The organism is Chroococcidiopsis sp. [FACHB-1243], from assembly GCF_014696895.1.
GTDB lineage: Bacteria > Cyanobacteriota > Cyanobacteriia > Cyanobacteriales > Chroococcidiopsidaceae > Chroococcidiopsis.
On record NZ_JACJQX010000004.1, the window covers coordinates 160,152 to 177,116 of the forward strand.

At 45.1% G+C, this 16,965-nt stretch carries 15 protein-coding genes; 9 read left to right on the top strand and 6 right to left on the bottom strand.

The window, feature by feature from the left end; all coding sequences use genetic code 11:
• Positions 1-200: 200 nt before the first annotated feature.
• Together H6G17_RS04570 and H6G17_RS04575 are read right to left on the bottom strand one after the other, a co-directional pair.
• Positions 201-1,376 (bottom strand): AI-2E family transporter, encoded by a 1,176-nt coding sequence (locus H6G17_RS04570; protein WP_192154566.1) that lies wholly within the window; start codon positions 1,374-1,376, stop codon positions 201-203.
• 54 nt (positions 1,377-1,430) lie between these two features.
• Complete coding sequence (locus tag H6G17_RS04575; protein WP_199316500.1) at positions 1,431-1,655, bottom strand: hypothetical protein; 225 nt, start codon at positions 1,653-1,655, stop codon at positions 1,431-1,433.
• A gap of 182 nt (positions 1,656-1,837) precedes the next feature.
• Between H6G17_RS04575 and ftsH the strand changes: the two genes are divergently transcribed.
• Positions 1,838-3,784, top strand: coding sequence for an ATP-dependent zinc metalloprotease FtsH (gene ftsH / locus H6G17_RS04580; RefSeq protein WP_192154570.1), 1,947 nt, complete (start codon positions 1,838-1,840; stop codon positions 3,782-3,784).
• Between the two features lie 210 nt (positions 3,785-3,994).
• Here the strand turns inward: ftsH and H6G17_RS04585 are convergent, their stop codons facing one another.
• Positions 3,995-4,759, bottom strand: coding sequence for an aldolase/citrate lyase family protein (locus tag H6G17_RS04585; protein ID WP_192154572.1), 765 nt, complete (start codon positions 4,757-4,759; stop codon positions 3,995-3,997).
• 70 nt (positions 4,760-4,829) lie between these two features.
• Between H6G17_RS04585 and sfsA the strand changes: the two genes are divergently transcribed.
• Together sfsA and H6G17_RS04595 are read left to right on the top strand one after the other, a co-directional pair.
• Positions 4,830-5,537: a DNA/RNA nuclease SfsA gene (sfsA, locus tag H6G17_RS04590; RefSeq protein WP_192154574.1), complete on the top strand. Its 708-nt coding sequence runs from the start codon at positions 4,830-4,832 to the stop codon at positions 5,535-5,537.
• 283 nt (positions 5,538-5,820) lie between these two features.
• Positions 5,821-7,239, top strand: a complete 1,419-nt coding sequence (locus H6G17_RS04595) for a tetratricopeptide repeat protein (protein WP_192154576.1) — start codon at positions 5,821-5,823, stop codon at positions 7,237-7,239.
• 75 nt (positions 7,240-7,314) lie between these two features.
• On the opposite strand, the gene H6G17_RS04600 is transcribed toward H6G17_RS04595, so the two are convergent.
• Entirely contained in the window at positions 7,315-8,712 is a 1,398-nt protein-coding gene (locus H6G17_RS04600) for an HlyD family efflux transporter periplasmic adaptor subunit (protein ID WP_192154578.1), read from the bottom strand.
• A 556-nt stretch (positions 8,713-9,268) separates the two neighbouring features.
• Between H6G17_RS04600 and H6G17_RS34525 the strand changes: the two genes are divergently transcribed.
• The 3 genes from H6G17_RS34525 (at position 9,269) to H6G17_RS04615 (ending at position 13,916) form a co-directional block, all read left to right on the top strand.
• On the top strand, positions 9,269-11,413 hold the full coding sequence (locus H6G17_RS34525) for a cysteine peptidase family C39 domain-containing protein (RefSeq protein WP_192154580.1): 2,145 nt from the start codon (positions 9,269-9,271) through the stop codon (positions 11,411-11,413).
• Between the two features lie 193 nt (positions 11,414-11,606).
• Entirely contained in the window at positions 11,607-12,926 is a 1,320-nt protein-coding gene (locus H6G17_RS04610; protein WP_192154684.1) for a 3-isopropylmalate dehydratase large subunit, read from the top strand.
• A 96-nt stretch (positions 12,927-13,022) separates the two neighbouring features.
• A complete protein-coding gene (locus H6G17_RS04615) occupies positions 13,023-13,916 on the top strand; it encodes a hypothetical protein (RefSeq protein ID WP_192154582.1) in 894 nt (297 codons plus the stop codon).
• Between the two features lie 110 nt (positions 13,917-14,026).
• Here the strand turns inward: H6G17_RS04615 and H6G17_RS04620 are convergent, their stop codons facing one another.
• Both H6G17_RS04620 and H6G17_RS33905 read right to left on the bottom strand, forming a co-directional pair.
• Positions 14,027-15,004, bottom strand: a complete 978-nt coding sequence (locus tag H6G17_RS04620) for a carbohydrate kinase (RefSeq protein WP_192154584.1) — start codon at positions 15,002-15,004, stop codon at positions 14,027-14,029.
• Between the two features lie 72 nt (positions 15,005-15,076).
• The gene (locus tag H6G17_RS33905) at positions 15,077-15,208 is read right to left on the bottom strand and encodes a hypothetical protein (protein ID WP_277875930.1); all 132 of its coding nucleotides are present in this window, start codon (positions 15,206-15,208) and stop codon (positions 15,077-15,079) included.
• 173 nt (positions 15,209-15,381) lie between these two features.
• Between H6G17_RS33905 and H6G17_RS04625 the strand changes: the two genes are divergently transcribed.
• The 3 genes from H6G17_RS04625 (at position 15,382) to H6G17_RS04635 (ending at position 16,963) form a co-directional block, all read left to right on the top strand.
• Positions 15,382-15,657, top strand: coding sequence for a LuxR C-terminal-related transcriptional regulator (locus tag H6G17_RS04625; protein ID WP_015154161.1), 276 nt, complete (start codon positions 15,382-15,384; stop codon positions 15,655-15,657).
• A 117-nt stretch (positions 15,658-15,774) separates the two neighbouring features.
• On the top strand, positions 15,775-16,431 hold the full coding sequence (locus H6G17_RS04630; protein WP_192154586.1) for a DUF6391 domain-containing protein: 657 nt from the start codon (positions 15,775-15,777) through the stop codon (positions 16,429-16,431).
• 157 nt (positions 16,432-16,588) lie between these two features.
• Positions 16,589-16,963 carry a photosystem I reaction center subunit IV gene (locus H6G17_RS04635; RefSeq protein ID WP_192154588.1) on the top strand — a complete coding sequence of 125 codons (375 nt, stop codon included), beginning with the start codon at positions 16,589-16,591 and terminating at the stop codon, positions 16,961-16,963.
• Positions 16,964-16,965: the final 2 nt, after the last annotated feature.

Here is a 16,965-nt window from a genome sequence, read left to right on the forward strand (position 1 = left end):
AGGGGTGGAATAGAATTGTAGCGCAACTTAAATGATTTTCACTTAACTTAGTTCAATGATTAAAAATAATTTAAACCTCTTCACATTTTAGTTATATTTCTAGAGAAAAAAATTCGTACCTACGCAGACCAGTTATCAGTGAAGAAAGGGTGTGGGGTTTGGTGCGCGGGGAGAATTCGGAATTCGGAATTCATTACGACTTACGACTTACGACTTGCTTCCTCAGCTCCCTCAGCTTCCTCAGCTCTCTTCACTCCCTCAGCTCCCTCATCTGAAGTTGAATGATTGTTCTTGTTCTGTGGGGAATCGTGCAACCCGCACAATGAATCGAGTCCAGTAGTATCTTGGTTTCCACCCCACTGCCAGCGGTCTAGTACATCTTCTAACAAGACTTCGCGAAACCAAATTTTGCCTACTACAGTTAGAGGTAGCGCCAGTAATAAACCTAAAAAGCCGAAGAACGTGGCAAAAAATACTTGAGCTAGCAAAGTCACGGCTGGTAGTAAAGATACCTGCTGCGCCATGATATATGGTGTCAAAAAATTACTCTCAATTTGTTGAATCACAAAATAGAGAACGAATACGAGTACGGATTTGATCGGCGTATCTAACAGCGCGATCGCCATAGGTGGAATTACACTGATAGTGGGACCGACATTGGGAATTAAATTGAGAAATCCTGCTAAAACTCCCAATGCCAAAGCTGCTGGTATTCGCAACACCGATAGTCCCACCATGCTCATCAGTGCAACTACGCTCGTGCTAATTAAAGCACCAGTCAGCCATTTGCCTAACGACTCCTCGCATTCGTGTAAAATTCCATCTACCCTACGGCGATAAAATGAAGGAAATAATCTAACAAAGCCCTGACGGTAAGCATGGGGATTAGCTAACATCATCCCCGTTAATACTAATACAAGTAAAAACTTGATAATAAATTCTAAAGAGCTAGTTACGAAAGCAAAAGAACCGCCCAAGACGCGCTCAAAAAATGGCTGTGCTTGTTTGCTAAGACTATCTACATTTGGTAAGTATGGAGCTACTTGCTGAGGAACGCGAGTTCCTAATTGTTCTATCCAAATGTTAAATCGATCTAAACCTCTAGGAACTCTGACTGTAAGCTCTTGGAACTGCTCGATAAATGGTGGAACAATTAACCAGAAAAAACCAATAACTCCAGCTAGAAATATACCAACTGATAAGACAACAGCAAGCGATCGCCGCATTCCCGATCGCTGAAATCTTCTGGCTAACCGATTCAAGGCAGTTGATAGAATAACTGCAGCAAATAATAATAAGAGAATTTGGCGAATTTGCCACAGAATATAAATAGAAGCAATGATGGCTAATAAACCGAGCCACTGACCGAGTTTCATTGGTAATAGGTAATAGGTAATGGGTAGTTAGTAGTTGGTAGTTGCTCTCGCTGTTTACCCCTGCTTTTTATGAAATAGATATCGCAAATAGAGAGCGATCGCCATAACGACGGTAGGTAATAATACTATAAATAGTGCTTGGCTTGATGTACCACTCAAAGGTAAGTAAGCACCACCATATTTAATCAGATATGACAGAGCAGCAGAGATAATCATCAGCTCTGCGATAAACCATAACTGTTGTTTCCATCCCTCAAAAGCATTCATAGTATTTGCCATTTGTCATTGGTCATTGGTCATTTGTTGCAAGAGGCGAGAAGTGGTTTCTTCATCTTCCCCTACTCCCTACTCTCTCTAAAAAGTTCGGCTGTTGCGATAGATATATGGAGTAGTCACCGAACCAGTTAGAGTGTAGAAAATCTTTACAATACGTATAAAATGATGCATAAAAATTAATCAAAATGCCTGTTGAAACCAATAATAATCGCCAGTTCAAACCGCCTAGAGTCCGGCAGTTTGGCGGCAGTTTACTCATTTTGTTGACTGTACTATTACTGCTCAACTTTATTGTTCCCAGTTTTGGAGCTAGACAGCCACAAGTTGCTTATAGTGACTTTATTGCACAAGTAGAAGCAAATCGGGTAGATAGAGCTATTGTAGGGGGCGATCGCATTGAGTTTACTCTCAAAGCAGATCCTAACCAACCGGAAAGTAGCCTTCCGGCGAACCAAGTTCTCACGACTACGCCAGTCGCAATTGACTTAGATTTACCTAAGATCCTGCGCGACCACAACGTTAAGTTTACTGCTCCAGCACCAAGTAATAGTGGTTGGATCGGCACTCTTCTCAGTTGGGTCGTACCTCCATTAATTTTCTTTGGGATCTGGGGTTTTCTACTCAACCGTCAAGGTGGTGGCGGTCCCGCAGCTTTAACTGTTGGTAAAAGTAAAGCGCGGATCTACTCTGAAGGTAGTACTGGCGTGAAATTTACCGATGTAGCCGGGGTTGATGAAGCCAAGGCAGAACTACAAGAAATCGTAGATTTCCTGAAAAATGCTACTAAATACACTCGCTTGGGCGCAAAAATTCCCAAAGGCGTGCTTTTGGTGGGTCCTCCTGGAACAGGTAAAACTCTTCTAGCAAAAGCGATCGCGGGTGAAGCTGGTGTCCCCTTCTTCAGTATCTCCGGTTCGGAATTTATCGAGCTATTCGTCGGTGTCGGTGCGGCGCGAGTACGCGACATGTTCGTCCAGGCGAAGCAACAATCACCCTGTATCGTCTTTATTGACGAGTTAGATGCTTTAGGTAAGTCTCGCGGTGGTGCGAATGGTTTCCCTGGTGGTAATGACGAACGGGAACAAACCCTGAACCAGTTACTTACCGAAATGGATGGTTTTGATGCCAACACGGGTGTCATTATCATTGCTGCAACGAACCGTCCTGAAGTCTTAGACCCTGCATTACGTCGTCCTGGTCGTTTTGACCGTCAAGTAGTGGTAGACCGTCCTGATAAAATCGGTCGAGAATCGATTCTTAAAGTTCACGCGAGAAGCGTCAAATTAGCAGAGGATGTCGATCTAGGTACGATCGCTACGCGGACTCCCGGTTTTGCTGGTGCTGATTTAGCTAACTTAGTCAACGAGGCGGCGCTGTTAGCGGCGCGACAAAATCGCGATGCTGTTACTCAAGCGGACTTTAACGAAGCAATCGAACGAGTTATTGGTGGTTTAGAAAAGCGATCGCGGGTACTCAATGAAACCGAGAAAAAGACGGTTGCTTATCACGAAGTCGGTCACGCGATTATCGCCGCTTTGATGCCAGGTGCGGGTAGAGTCGAGAAAATCTCTGTCGTGCCTCGCGGTGTTGGTGCTTTGGGTTACACTCTCCAGTTACCGGAAGAAGACCGCTTTTTGATGATAGAGGATGAAATTCGCGGTCGAATTGCGACGCTATTAGGCGGGCGATCGGCAGAAGAGTTAATCTTTGGTAAAGTCTCGACTGGTGCAAGTGACGACATTCAAAAAGCTACTGATTTGGCAGAGCGTACTGTTACCCTGTATGGTATGAGCGATGAATTGGGACCTGTAGCGTTTGAAAAGACTCAGCAAGAGTTTCTCGGTGGATATGGCAATCCTCGCCGTTCTGTCAGTCCGAGAGTCGCCGAGGAGATCGATCGCGAGGTGAAAGAAATAGTTGATGGAGCGCATCACATCGCGCTGGCTACCTTGTCCAATAATAAGGAGTTATTGGAAGAAACAGCTCAGTTGTTATTACAGAAAGAAATTCTTGAAGGTGCAGAACTGCGGGAACGACTCAACCGCGCTCAAGCTCCATCTGATATGGAAGAGTGGTTGCGATCGGGTAAACTACCTCAAGATCAGCCTTTGATGCAATCTGTTTTGGTGTAGATAACAATGTAGAGACGTTACATGTAACGTCTCTACATTGTTATCAGTTAGCGATCGCTCTTTTGGGGGCGATCGTTTTTTAGTTGCCTTTGAATGAAATTTAATTCATAGCAATTCTCGATTGCGTGCATGACATTTGTAGGGGCGCACGGCTGTGCGCCCCTACAGATCGTCTGTTTTACCTAATTACAAACCACTATCAATGAAAGTTTACTGCGATCGCACGGCTTTAACCAACGCCTGACAAGCACGCAAGAAAACTCCTACATCCACGCCCACAGCAACAAACTGCACGCCAGTTGCAATCCATTGCTGGGCAATTTCTGGAGTGTCGGCAAATGTCCCCGCTGCTTTGCCAGCCTGACGGATAGTTTCTACTCCAGTCCGCATCAACTCAACAACACGGGGATCTCGTACTTGTCCGGCAATTCCTAAAGATTGCGATAGATCGTAGGGACCGAGAAAGATAACATCAATGTGGGGAACGCTGGCAATTTCTGCTAAGTTATCAATACCTTGTTTGCCTTCGACCTGAACGACAACCAAAGATGTTTCATTTAACTGCTCGATTCTTTGCGTTCCGGCGGCTGTGTACACCCCGGCACGGGTATAAAGTGACAACCCTCGCGCCCCCAATGGACTGAACTTTGCTCCCCTTACTACTGCTTCCGCGTCGGCTTTCGTCTCGATTTGCGGCACTTGTACCCCTGCACTACCAACATCAAGCGCTCTTTGGATCTGGGCTGGATTGTTCTGACTGACACGGATAATTGGTGCTAACCCCACGCAGTCAGCAGCGCGACATAAATCTTCCGCTATTAGAGTATTAAGAGAACCGTGTTCTAAATCGATAACAACAAAATCCAAACCTGCATGTCCGCAAATTTCGATAAATGCCGGATAAGCGCAGTTGGTAAATAATCCCAAGACAACCTCGCCCTGGTGTAATTTGTGTTTGAGTTGGTTTTGATACATAGTGGGTAGTGGTCATTGGTCATTGGTCATTGGTCACTGCTCACTGCTCACTGTTCCCTGCTCCCTGATTATGCTTTATACCTATCCACCTCTTCATGCTGGAATTTTACTCAAACGCTATAAGCGCTTTCTGGCTGATATTGAGCTGGAAACGGGGGAAGTGGTAACGGCACACTGTGCAAATACTGGTCCCATGACGGGGATTTGTACGCCTGGAAGTCGGGTACTAGTGTCGTATAGCTCAGTTACCACGCGCAAATTACCTTATACTTGGGAGGCGATTGAAGTCAACGACAACGAGCCTACCTGGGTAATTGTGAATACTGCTTTACCCAATCGTATTGTCAAGCTGGCGCTGGCACAAAAACTATTTCCCGAACTCGGTAGCTATAGCCAAATTCGCTGTGAAGTCCCCTATGGTGCAGATCGTAAAAGTCGCGTAGACTTTTTATTGACTGGCGATCGCCCGATTTATATTGAAGTTAAAAGCACGACATGGGCGCAGCAAAGATTAGCTATGTTCCCTGATACCGAAACGATACGAGGACAAAAGCATTTACGAGAGTTGAGCGCGCTTTTGCCTCACGCAAGGGCAGTCATGTTTTATGCTATTAACCGGGGTGACTGTACGCAGTTTGCTCCTGGTGATGCTGCCGATCCAGTCTACGGTCAACTGTTGCGTGAAGCTATGCAACTAGGTTTGGAGGTTTTGCCTTGCCGCTTTGAGGTAACTCCGGTTGGAGTGCGCTATTTGGGTTTGGCAGATCTAAAAATATGAATGTATCGATAATTTGCAGTTAACTCTAACTTGATTGAAATCTATGACTTCATCTTTACAATCTTTCATGGTAATTGATAAATAATAACTACCGAGAACTAATTTTTTGCCTGCATTTTTTTTGACTCGCGATCGATAATCAAAATCATCCAAAATTTAAATATTAAAACAGCAAGATTATATGTTTAATTTTTAAATTTATTTGTGAATAGTAAAAAGATATATGTATCTAACTGCTGTACGTTCAATTTCAGTTATAGGATACACTTCTAACTTCTAACTTATGACTTCCGAGTTCCTCATGACCGCTACTACTCTAAAACAGACGATCTTACAGCACATGAATCAGCAATCTAGCAGTGCCACCAAGACATTAAATTTATTGAGTATTGGTCAAAGAGGAGTTGGCAAAACAGTGTTTTTGGCTGGCAGCTACATCGAACTGCATTCGGGTTTTACAGCAGAACGCCCGCAAAAATTATGGTTTGATAGCCACAACAGTCAAGAGCAAGAAAAGATTGAAAAAGTTCTTAACTATATTACGCAAACAGGTCAATATCCGCCCCCCACAATGAAAATTGCCAATTTTAACTTTAGTTTGAAGCGTCATGGCTGGTGGAAAACCAAGACTCTCTGCGATTTTAGTTGGTGGGATTTACCAGGGGAATCTTGCGACTTTAATAACCCTAAATATCAAAAACTCGTGTTGAGTTCTCATGGTTGTTGTGCGTTTGTTAATGCAGAAGCGTTAGTAAATAATGCTGCTTACCTACCACAACTAACGCAAACGATCGATCAAGTAGCAGCGATCGCCTCTTTAGTCAACCAACATAATATCAAATACGCGATCGCCCTAGTTTTTACCAAATGCGATTTACTCGCCCCAGAACCGTTAAGCTTGCTACAAATCGAGGAAAAAATTCAACCTCTCCTATCTCGTCTAGATGCAGCCAAAGCGAACTATCAAAAATTTTACTCTGCCATCCCGCTAGTCACGTTTGCAGGCGTACCCCAACTTAAACCAACTGGTGCAGCTACACCGATTCTATGGCTTGTATCAGAGTTGAAAAGACTACACCAAACGCAACCCAAACAAGATCTGGGCAGTGGTTTAAAGCAACAGCTACTTTCTCCCGTTCAGCAAACGTTTATTTTCAAACAGATGCTCGGTAGCAAAAGCCTACCCCTAATCCTATCAGGTATAGGTATCTTAGGAGTTGTAGGAATTGCTGTCACCTCATTGTGGGGCGGAAAACCACTAGCGATCGCACCCAAAGCTGCTTCAGACACAGACAGCAAAATTCAAGCCTACGAGCAACTTCTACAAAACGATCCCGGCAATTTTGATGCCTTAGTCGAGCTAGCAAACCTACGTATCCAACAAGGACAACCAAATTTAGCCATTCCGTTAATGGAAAAACTCGTCAGGCAAGAGCCAGAAAGACTGGAACTCCAATTGAATTTAGCTCAGCTTTACAAACTAACCGAACAACTGCCAAAAGCAGAATCCACTTACGATCGCGTCCTCTTACAAGAAAAAGACAATGTTGCAGCTTTGGTAAATAAAGCCCTAATCCGCATCGAACAAGGCGATCGACAAACTGCCAATCGCCTCTTTTCACAAGCAGAAAAAGCTGCCCCACCCAGTTTGAAAGCCAAAGTGCGCGACATTGCTAAAAATAGCCTTTCTAGCAGGGAGTAGGGAGCAGGGAGTAGGGAGCAGAGGGGTAGAGGGGCAATTACCAATTACCCATTACCCATTACCCATTACCAACTACTACAAACTCGTCAGTAATCTTGCCTTTCTGAGTAAAAATTTCAGCACGGTTTCTTCTTGGGCAACAATATCTGCATTAACTTCCATTCCAGGTTTGAGCGAGTAGGTGCGATCGCCTTTGACTAGATAAGGTTTTTCTGGCTGAATCGTGACTTCGTAGTATGGTGAGGCAGTATTGGGTGATTGAGTTTGGGGGACGATCGCGTCGGCAGAAATCGCCCTTACCGCACCTCGTAGAATACCGTAATCGGGATAAGGATAGGCAGAAATCCGCAACTGCACTCTTCCGGTTTTACAGTCTGCAACTGCCGCTTTCTGGCAGATTTGAATACTACTGATGTCTTGAGCAGCTACTCGCGCTTTAATTGTTAGCGCCGCTTGACTGGGAGCGATCTGCGCGATCGATTGCCCTACATTTACGACTTGTCCGGGGTTGCGTAACTCCAGTTTCAAGACTTTACCAGCGTCAGGAGTTAAGAGAACGGCTTTTTTCAGCTCGTGCTGGACTTGCTGTAGTTCTCTAGCGGCGCGCTCGATCTCATTTTCTAGGGCAAGACGACGTTGACGCAACACCTCTCGGTCTTTGTTTAAATTAGCGAGGGAGATCTCGCCCTTGGCTCGCTCTTGGGCAACTTGTTCTGTTGCCATGGCGATCGCTGCACTTGTAGGATTTAGCGCGGCTTTGGCTCCTTTGAGTTTAGCTTCAGCGGCAGCAAATGCTTGTTCTTTTTCTTTGATTTGTAACTGCGTCACTGCTCCTGTATTTGCCAATTGCTTAAATTGTTCCATCTCAACTTTCGATAACTCTAGTGCTGCTGTTGCTTCTTGCACTTGAGCTTGGGATGTGATTTGTCGATCCTGATATTCCCGCTGATGGCTTTGCAGTTGGGCAGTAGCCGCCGCAACATTGCGCCCGATTAAGCCTGACTCAAAGTCACGCTGTCTTTTGAGGGATAGTAATTGAGCATCAATTTGAGCCAGTTGCAGTTCGTTATTTTGGATGCTGCCCGTCACCTGTTGCTGTTTTGTCAAGAGTTGAGCGTTATCAATAATTGCGATCGCCTGTCCTTTTTTGACTGATTGGTTTTCTTTAACCAAAATCTGTTGTATGGAACCAGCGATCGCGGCTTGGACTATTCTCGTCTCTCCTGCCGGACGGATAGTAGCAGCAGACTTTACCATTGCTTTGTAATGAATCGTAGCCGCCAGAGCCAGCCCTATAGCTACTGTACCGAGCAGCAACAACCCGCCTAAAGTCGTCCACAGGCTAATAGGCGGGAGAAACTCATTACTCTGCACTGGACGTAAGAAAGCAGGATTTGCTTCAGTTGGTGGGTTCTTGGGTGTGTCCTGGCGGACTAAACGCAAGACACTGTTTTTACTTTGTTCCGACTGCATTAGCTAGTACTTAATAGTTTTCCATCGGGCAGGAAACAGGGAATAGGAGTGGGTGACAGCTATTTTCTTCACTTCAAATATTGCCAACTTGAAAGTTCATAATTCTTGATTTTTAGCTTTGGTTTTTCGGTTTAATTTTCCTGACAAAAAGAATTTTTATTTGTGTAATTTGATGCCAAAATTGCTATTGGCAGCAAAATCATAAAGAATTTTGGTTTAAATTGCAACATATTTTTTGTAAGTCTAGAATTTTAAGTATCGCTACTGTACAGCAACTTTATTTGAGTTGTAAATCAATCGAAGATCGATCGGACAATTGGAGAGCATTGCCTGCAATCAAGGCAAACAATTAAGCAGTATTGCATTTGTTCTCAAGACATTAAGGTTTATTAATTTGCGATCGCGGCTTTGTGCAGTTGATTACACTATCTGAGTCTCGAGCAAACAAAGTCTTGAGCAAATTCAGACAAATTTTTGATTCTTCTAGACATTTCAACAGAAACGCTTCCATCTGTTTGTCTGAGAAATAGTCAGATTAATTGTAGAACCAAAAAACGTGAAACAACAGCTTGTTCTCCAACACAGTGAAGAAGATTGCGGCGCTGCTTGTCTTGCCGCTATTGCTAAATTCTACGGACGACTGCTGAAAATTAATAGTGTTAGAGAAGCGGTGGGTACGGGACCGCAAGGGACAACGCTGCTAGGTTTGCGTAGAGGTGCAGAAGCTCTAGGCTTTAATGCTCGTTCTGTTAGAGCATCTCCAGAAATTTTGTGGAAGCTGCAACAACTCCCCTTACCAGCCATTATTCACTGGAAAGGCAATCACTGGGTAGTTTTGTATGGTAAGCAGGGGAAAAAATACACGATCGCCGATCCAGCGATTGGAATGCGTTATCTGTCGCGCATGGAGTTGCTAGAAGGCTGGACAGATTGGATTTTGCTGCTACTAGAACCCGATCCCGTCCGCTTTTACGCTCAAGCCGGAGAACAAGACAATCGATTTGAACAGTGGATACAACGACTTTGGGTATATCGCGCCATTCTTGCCGAAGCTGTTGGGTGCGCGATCGCCGTTGGTTTACTATCTTTAGCGACTCCGTTTCTACTCCAAATCTTGACAGATGACGTGCTGATTCGGGGCGATCTTCAACTACTAACATCTGTAGTACTGGCAGTCATTGTACTGAGTTTCATCAGGCGTGGTTTGGCACTGGTGCAAAGCAATTTGATCGCTCATTTCGCTCAGAGAATAGAACTAGGTTTAATTCTAGAATTTGGACGGCAAATTTTACGATTGCCCCTACTTTACTATGAGTCACGGCGCAGTGGAGAAATTGTTAGTAGGCTGCGAGATATTCAAGAAATAAATTTATTGCTTTCGCGAGCTATTATCAGTTTACCAGGAGAGTTATTTGTCGCTATAGTTTCTTTTATTTTCATGCTAATTTACAGTCAAAAACTGACTTTGTTTGCTGTATTTTTAGCAGGCGCGATGACTTTATCGACAATTTTATTTTTGCCAAGCTTGCAGCAAAAAACTCGTAAACTATTAGTAACAGAAGCAGAAAATCAAGGAATTTTAGTAGAAACATTCAAGGGAGCGCTAACACTCAAAACAACTGCTGCAGCTCCCCAGTTTTGGGAGGAATTTCAAAGTCGTTTCGGTCAACTAGCGAATCTCGCATTTGGGACAATGCAAATCGGTATTGTCAATAATACCTTTTCTGGGCTAGTTGCAGACGTGGGTGGAGTAGCTCTACTCTGGTTTGGTAGTACTTTGGTTATAGGTAAAGAACTCAGTCTCGGTCAGCTCTTAGCTTTTACTACCTTAAATCGCAACGTAGCTACATTTGTCATATCCTCACTCGATTTTGTCGATGAGTTCGCTCGGATTGAAACTGCTAATTCTCGCTTGCAAGAAGTGATTACCCATCCACCAGAAATCAAAGATGAAAAGCAAAAACCTTGGGTAGATATTTCCGATACAGCCGATATTGCCTGTTCTAAAATTGAGTTTCATTATCCTGGTAGAACAGATGTCGTGCAAGATTTTTCGCTGACTATTCCTGGAGGTCAAGTTGTAGCACTGATTGGTAAGTCAGGTTGCGGTAAAAGCACGGTAGCTAAACTGATTGCAGGTTTGTATACGCCACAGTCGGGTAACATTCGGATTGGAAGATATAACATTCAAGATATTTCGTTAGACTGCCTGCGACAACAAACAATTTTAGTACCTCAAGAACCGCATTTTTGGAGTCGTTCGATTATTGAAAACTTTCGGTTAGGAATGCCCCACGTTCGCTTCGATCAAATTGTCAGAGCGTGCGAAATTGCCCAAGCAGATGAGTTTATTGCCAAGTTATCTGATAAGTATCAAACAGTTTTAGGTGAATTTGGCGCGAGTCTCTCTGGCGGACAAAGACAAAGATTGGCGATCGCCCGTGCTATTGTTAACAATCCGCCCATTTTAATTCTTGACGAATCCACGGCAGGGTTAGATCCGGCGAGTGAATCGCAGGTGTTAAATCAGTTGCTTCACCATCGTCGCGGCAAAACCACAATTTTGATCAGCCATCGTCCTCGCGTAATTAATTTAGCTGACTGGGTTATCTTCCTGCGTCAGGGGAGAATGTATGCTCAGGGAACGATCGCAGAATTGCAAGCGCACCCTGGGGAGCATATAGAATTTTTGCATCCGTAAACAATCCATAACAATCTATGTAGATCCCCCAACCCCCTTATAAAGGGGCATTAATCTCCATCAGCAACAGCCAGAAATTCAACTATATTTGCACCCAAGCAAAACCTTTTGCTGTATCTTTAAAACGCAACCGCCGATCGCGAAGTAGCATAGATCCTGTAGATATGTGTCGGAAGAGAGGAATGCGATCGCTATGGGGATGACCCTGACAGAAAAAATCTTAGCTAAAGCCTCCGGTCGAAACGCGGTCGAACCAGGGGAAAATATCTGGGTGGATGTTGACTTGTTGATGACACACGATGTTTGTGGACCTGGAACTATCGGTGTCTTCAAGCGCGAGTTTGGTGCAGATACAAAAGTATGGAACCCTGAAAAGATCGTTCTCATCCCAGACCACTACATCTTTACCGCCGACGAACGCGCCAATCGCAACGTAGATATTCTACGCGATTTCGCCCACGAACAAGGAATTAAATACTTCTACGACATCACCGATCGCAGCAACTTTAAAGCTAACCCAGATTATAAAGGGGTCTGTCACATTGCCCTCGCCCAAGAAGGGCATACCCGCCCCGGGGAAGTTTTATTTGGGACTGACTCCCACACTTGTAATGCTGGCGCTTTTGGTCAATTTGCTACAGGAATTGGTAATACCGATGCAGCATTTATTATGGGTACGGGCAAGTTACTAATTAAAGTTCCTGCCACAATGCGATTCGTCCTCGATGGTGAAATGCCCAATTACTTGTTAGCAAAAGACCTGATTTTGCAAATTATCGGCGATATTAGCGTCGCTGGAGCCAACTATCGGACGATGGAATTTGTTGGGGAAACCGTCAGCCGCATGACAATGGAAGACCGCATGACCCTGTGTAATATGGCGATCGAAGCTGGGGGCAAAAATGGCACGATCGCGGCTGATGATACCACCTTCGAGTACGTTCGCGCCCGTACCGATAAACCATTCGAGCCAGTCTACACCGACTCCGATGCCAAATTCTACAGCGATCGCCGTTACGATGTCTCGCAGTTAGAGCCAGTTGTCGCTCAACCCCATTCTCCAGATAACCGCGCCCTTGCACGAGAATGCAGCGATGTCAAGATCGATCGCGTGTATATTGGCTCCTGCACGGGGGGTAAAACTGAAGACTTTATCCACGCCGCCCATATTTTCAAAGGACAGCAAGTCAAAGTACCTACCTACCTCGTACCTGCTACGCAAAAAGTCTACAACGACTTGTTTACGATCAAGTATGAAGGGCAGACTCTATCAGAAATCTTCCTGCAAGCTGGGTGTATGGAACCAGCTGCACCCTCCTGTGCCGCTTGTTTAGGGGGACCAAAAGATACTTTCGGGCGGATGAACAAGCCAGAAGTTTGCGTTTCTACGACTAATCGTAACTTCCCCGGTCGCATGGGTGATAAGTCAGCGCAAATTTATCTCGCTTCCCCCTACACCGCCGCCGCTTCTGCCTTGACAGGTTACGTTACCGATCCGAGAGAATTTTTGTAAGTCGTAAGTCGTAAGTTGTAAGTTAAGATTCTGTCTCTTACCTCTTACTGCTTACTTCTTGCCTATTACCAATTACCGTTATCAGGAAAAATTACAATGAATTTGCGAAATTTAGTTAGAACCTATAATTATTTGAGTCCGCAGCAAAAAATTGTGATGGCGATCGCGGCAGTTTTAGGTGGTGGAGTCTTGCTGTGCATTCCTTTCTTATCGCTACAGCCATCTCGTCCACCTGCTGTGAGTACAGGTGGTGCTGTTGGTAATCCAAACGGCGGACAAAATCCTTCCGGGGAAAACAACACCGAACCAAGTCAAGCCGCACCGCTTGACACGGCAAATCCCATCGATCTTCCTGCTGATAGCACTGCTGGAACTGAATCGGGTAGCGAATCTGCTTTTGGTGGAACTAGTACAAACTCCTCTAGTGGCGGTGGTAGTAGTACTCTAGATACCACAGATCCGCTAGATGAAAGAGTCGCAAATCAACGGCGATCGCCTGCGTCGTTGAACGATTCTTTATCCAATAATGTAGACAACCCTTACTCTCAATCGACAATGGGTCGATACCAGTCTCCTACTAGCATCAGCAACAGTCCCTATAGTGCTAGTCCTGGCAGTAGTAGTAATTTATCAACTGCCTACGGTCGTGGTGCTGGTGGCTCGTCTGCATCTTCGTCATCGTCCCGGTTATCTAATCTCGAACCTGCTAAAGGCAACAACTTTACCTATCTCAACCCCTTCAGCCCGAATAGCGGTAATGGAACGACAGGCGCTAATTCCAACGCGACAAACCTTCCTGGTAATACCTCAGCCATTCCCAGCCAAAGCGCGATCGCTCCTAGCGGCTTGAGTGGTAATAGTAATGGCATGAGTGCTTCTCCTCGCAATGGTTCTAGCAGTGTTGCTCCACAAACATCTGCTCCCACCAGCCAGCAAAATCCTTCCTTCCCTTCTTCCCCAGGCAACACTCAGTCAGCGCCAAATCTTTGAGGAAGGGAGCAGGGAGCAGGAAGTAGGGAGCAGGGGAGATTTTGATTCCGAATTCCGAATTCTCTCCACTACACTCCATACCCCACACCCTTTCTTCACGCACCACTTTCTTACCCCTCATTCCTTGTTAAAAATGTTTCTACTTCTGCGGCGGTGGGTTGGGCGGCGATCGCGCCTGGTTTGGTTGTCGTCAGCGCCCCTGCCGCACTAGCATAGGTGACAACCTGTTTGGCAATTGCGGCATCAGCGAGGCTGTGAATACCCCGTTGACATAGTTGGTGGACGAAGCCAGCTACAAAGCTGTCACCCGCACCAGTGGTTTCGACGACAGGGACGGAAAAACTAGGGGCTTTACCCTCATTTTCTGACAAACAATAAGCGCAACCATTTTCTCCATCCGTGATCAGCACTCCTTCGACGGTATTGAGGCGATAGGCGATCGCCCCTGGATCGGCTGTTTGGAACAGCAAGAGTGCTTCTTCTTTAGAAAGTTTGAGAAAATCGACGTGCGGCACGATTTCTAAGATTGTCGCTACAGCTTTATCGGGATCTTGCCAAAATACTGGTCGCCAATTGACATCTAGCAAAATTTTGGCGTTGTATTGGTCTGCGAGTTGTAAAGCGCGGCGGACGCTAGCACCACTTTGAGGATAGGCAAGTTCTAAAGTTCCCAAGACGAGAAAATCAGCGTCCTCAAATAGGGATATAGGCAAAGCAGACGCTTGTAGATGCGTATCGGCAAATTCTGCCGTGTCGTAGTCGGCAAAACCTGCAAAAATGCGATCGCCCGACTCAGTGCGGGTAACATAGATTTGCCTTGTTGGTGCTGTGGGATGGCGTTGAATCCCCGTCGTATCGACTCCTACAGTTTGCAGTAACTCTACTAAGGTATTTCCTGGTTCGTCTTTACCCACACAGCCAATGAAACTAGAAGTTGTACCGAGTTTGACCAAAGCACAGGCAACATTAGCAGGTGCGCCACCAGGATAGGGTGTCCAAGACTCAACTTGTTCGAGCGATCGCCCTAGTTGATCGGCAATGAGATCGAAGAGAATTTCACCCAAGCACAGCACGCGAGAATTACTCATTCCAGCCAGCATTTAATGAATGTACGACTTTACCAATACCCTACAACAGAAACTGTTGTCAGTTGTCAGTTGTCAGTGGTAATGGGTAGTTGGTAATGGGTAATGGGTAATTGGTAGTTGGTAGTTGTCCCCCTTGTCTCTCTTGTCCCCCTTATCCCTTCCTGCTCCCTGCTCCCTACTCCCTACTCCCTCTTTAAGTAACAAATATTACTTAATTAAGCTTTACTAAATTTATTACAGTTCTCTTTTTGCTCCAATGTCAACTTATAGAGCAAAAATACTAGTCGAACTTCTAAAACGATAGAGGATCGTCACTAGAAGAATCCTCTAGAATTGAAAGAGGAGCGTGAGTAGATCTACTAAGGAAAAAATACTTCATGGCTGGTGGCGAGTCTCAAAACCCTGTTTCCCTGTCAGAAAGAGAGCTACAAATCATCGATTTGGTAGCTGCTGGCTTGACCAATCAGGAAATAGCAGAAAAGTTGGAAATCAGCAAGCGTACTGTTGACAATCACATTAGTAATATTTTGACCAAAACAGCTACAGAAAATCGCGTATCTTTGGTGCGATGGGCTTTACAGTGGGGAAAAGTCTGTCTTAACGATGTTAACTGCTGCCCTTTACCCGTGAGTGGCGATCGCGAAGTTTTCTAGCAATTAAATTTTCTAACAATAGTCGAGTCGCGAAATTTCGCGGCTCGACTGCTTTAAAGTAGTAAGCGCTAGATTAAGAGAAAAGTCTCCGATCGGGCTGCTACTAGCGGTGTTGGTATGAACAATTTTGCCCCAGACAACATTTTTGAATCGTTAATCCCTTGGTTCAATTTTGAGGAGAATATTCCTCAACCTACCCAAGACACGGATTTAGTCAAGCATCTTCCCTTTGTTCCTGGGTTGAAAGAACTGTTGATGCTGAGGCAAGTTCATGCACTAGAACACGCTACAGTTTGGCTCTTAAGCCAGTCAGGGCGATCGCCATATCCTCGTTTTTCATCCCAGCAAACAGACAACGAATCGTTAGGCGGTCTATCTACCGAACGAGGCTTTTACATTTACGGTCAGGTGAATAAAATCGAACTACAGCGGGCAGTGCTGGCTGCCCTTCAGCGTCTTACCAATGGAGAGTGGAATTTAGCCGTGCATCCCCGTTGTGGTACGAATGTGTCGGTAGGATTGTTGCTAGGCTTGGGATTAGTCATGGGTATGCATCTGCTGCTACCGCGATCGCCGATCGAGCAGATGTTGGGGTTAGGAGTAGCAGCAACAGCCGCCGCCAATTTAACCCCCGAACTGGGAATGCTAGCACAGCGCTATGTCACGACGGCGATTCCTTTCAATTTAGAAATAGTTGAGATCGCAGATGTTCGCGACGAAACCGGACGCACTGCCCATTTTATCCAAGTTCGCTGGCGGGAATCAGTTTATTAGTGACTAGTGACTAGTGGCTGGTGACTAGTCACTCACGAATGACCAATGACCGCTTTAGACAAATAACTTAACAGTTGATTGTGAGATTACCAAAACATTGTATCTTGATGCTATTAACCCGCTCGATTAGCAATTATCTATAACAGGGAAGATACTCATGGTTGAACGTGGTTCTAAAGTGCGGATCTTAAGAAGAGAATCCTACTGGTATCAAGATGTTGGTCTTGTTGCTTCTGTTGACAAAAGCGGCATCAAGTATCCAGTCATCGTTCGCTTTGATAAAGTGAACTATGCTGGCGTAAATACTAACAACTTTGCTGATTTTGAACTTCTAGAAATAGAAAAACCAAAAGCTAAAGCGAAGAAAACTACACCTACGGCTTCTGGTGGTCAGCAAACTCCAATTCAGGAAGATATCCGCAAAACAGGACAAGCTGGACAATCTACAGCTAAAGGTACTGCCGTACAAGAATCCGGTAGTAGCGATCCACTGGCAGAAGGTGGTGGCAATCAGGGAACCGAAAAACGATAAAT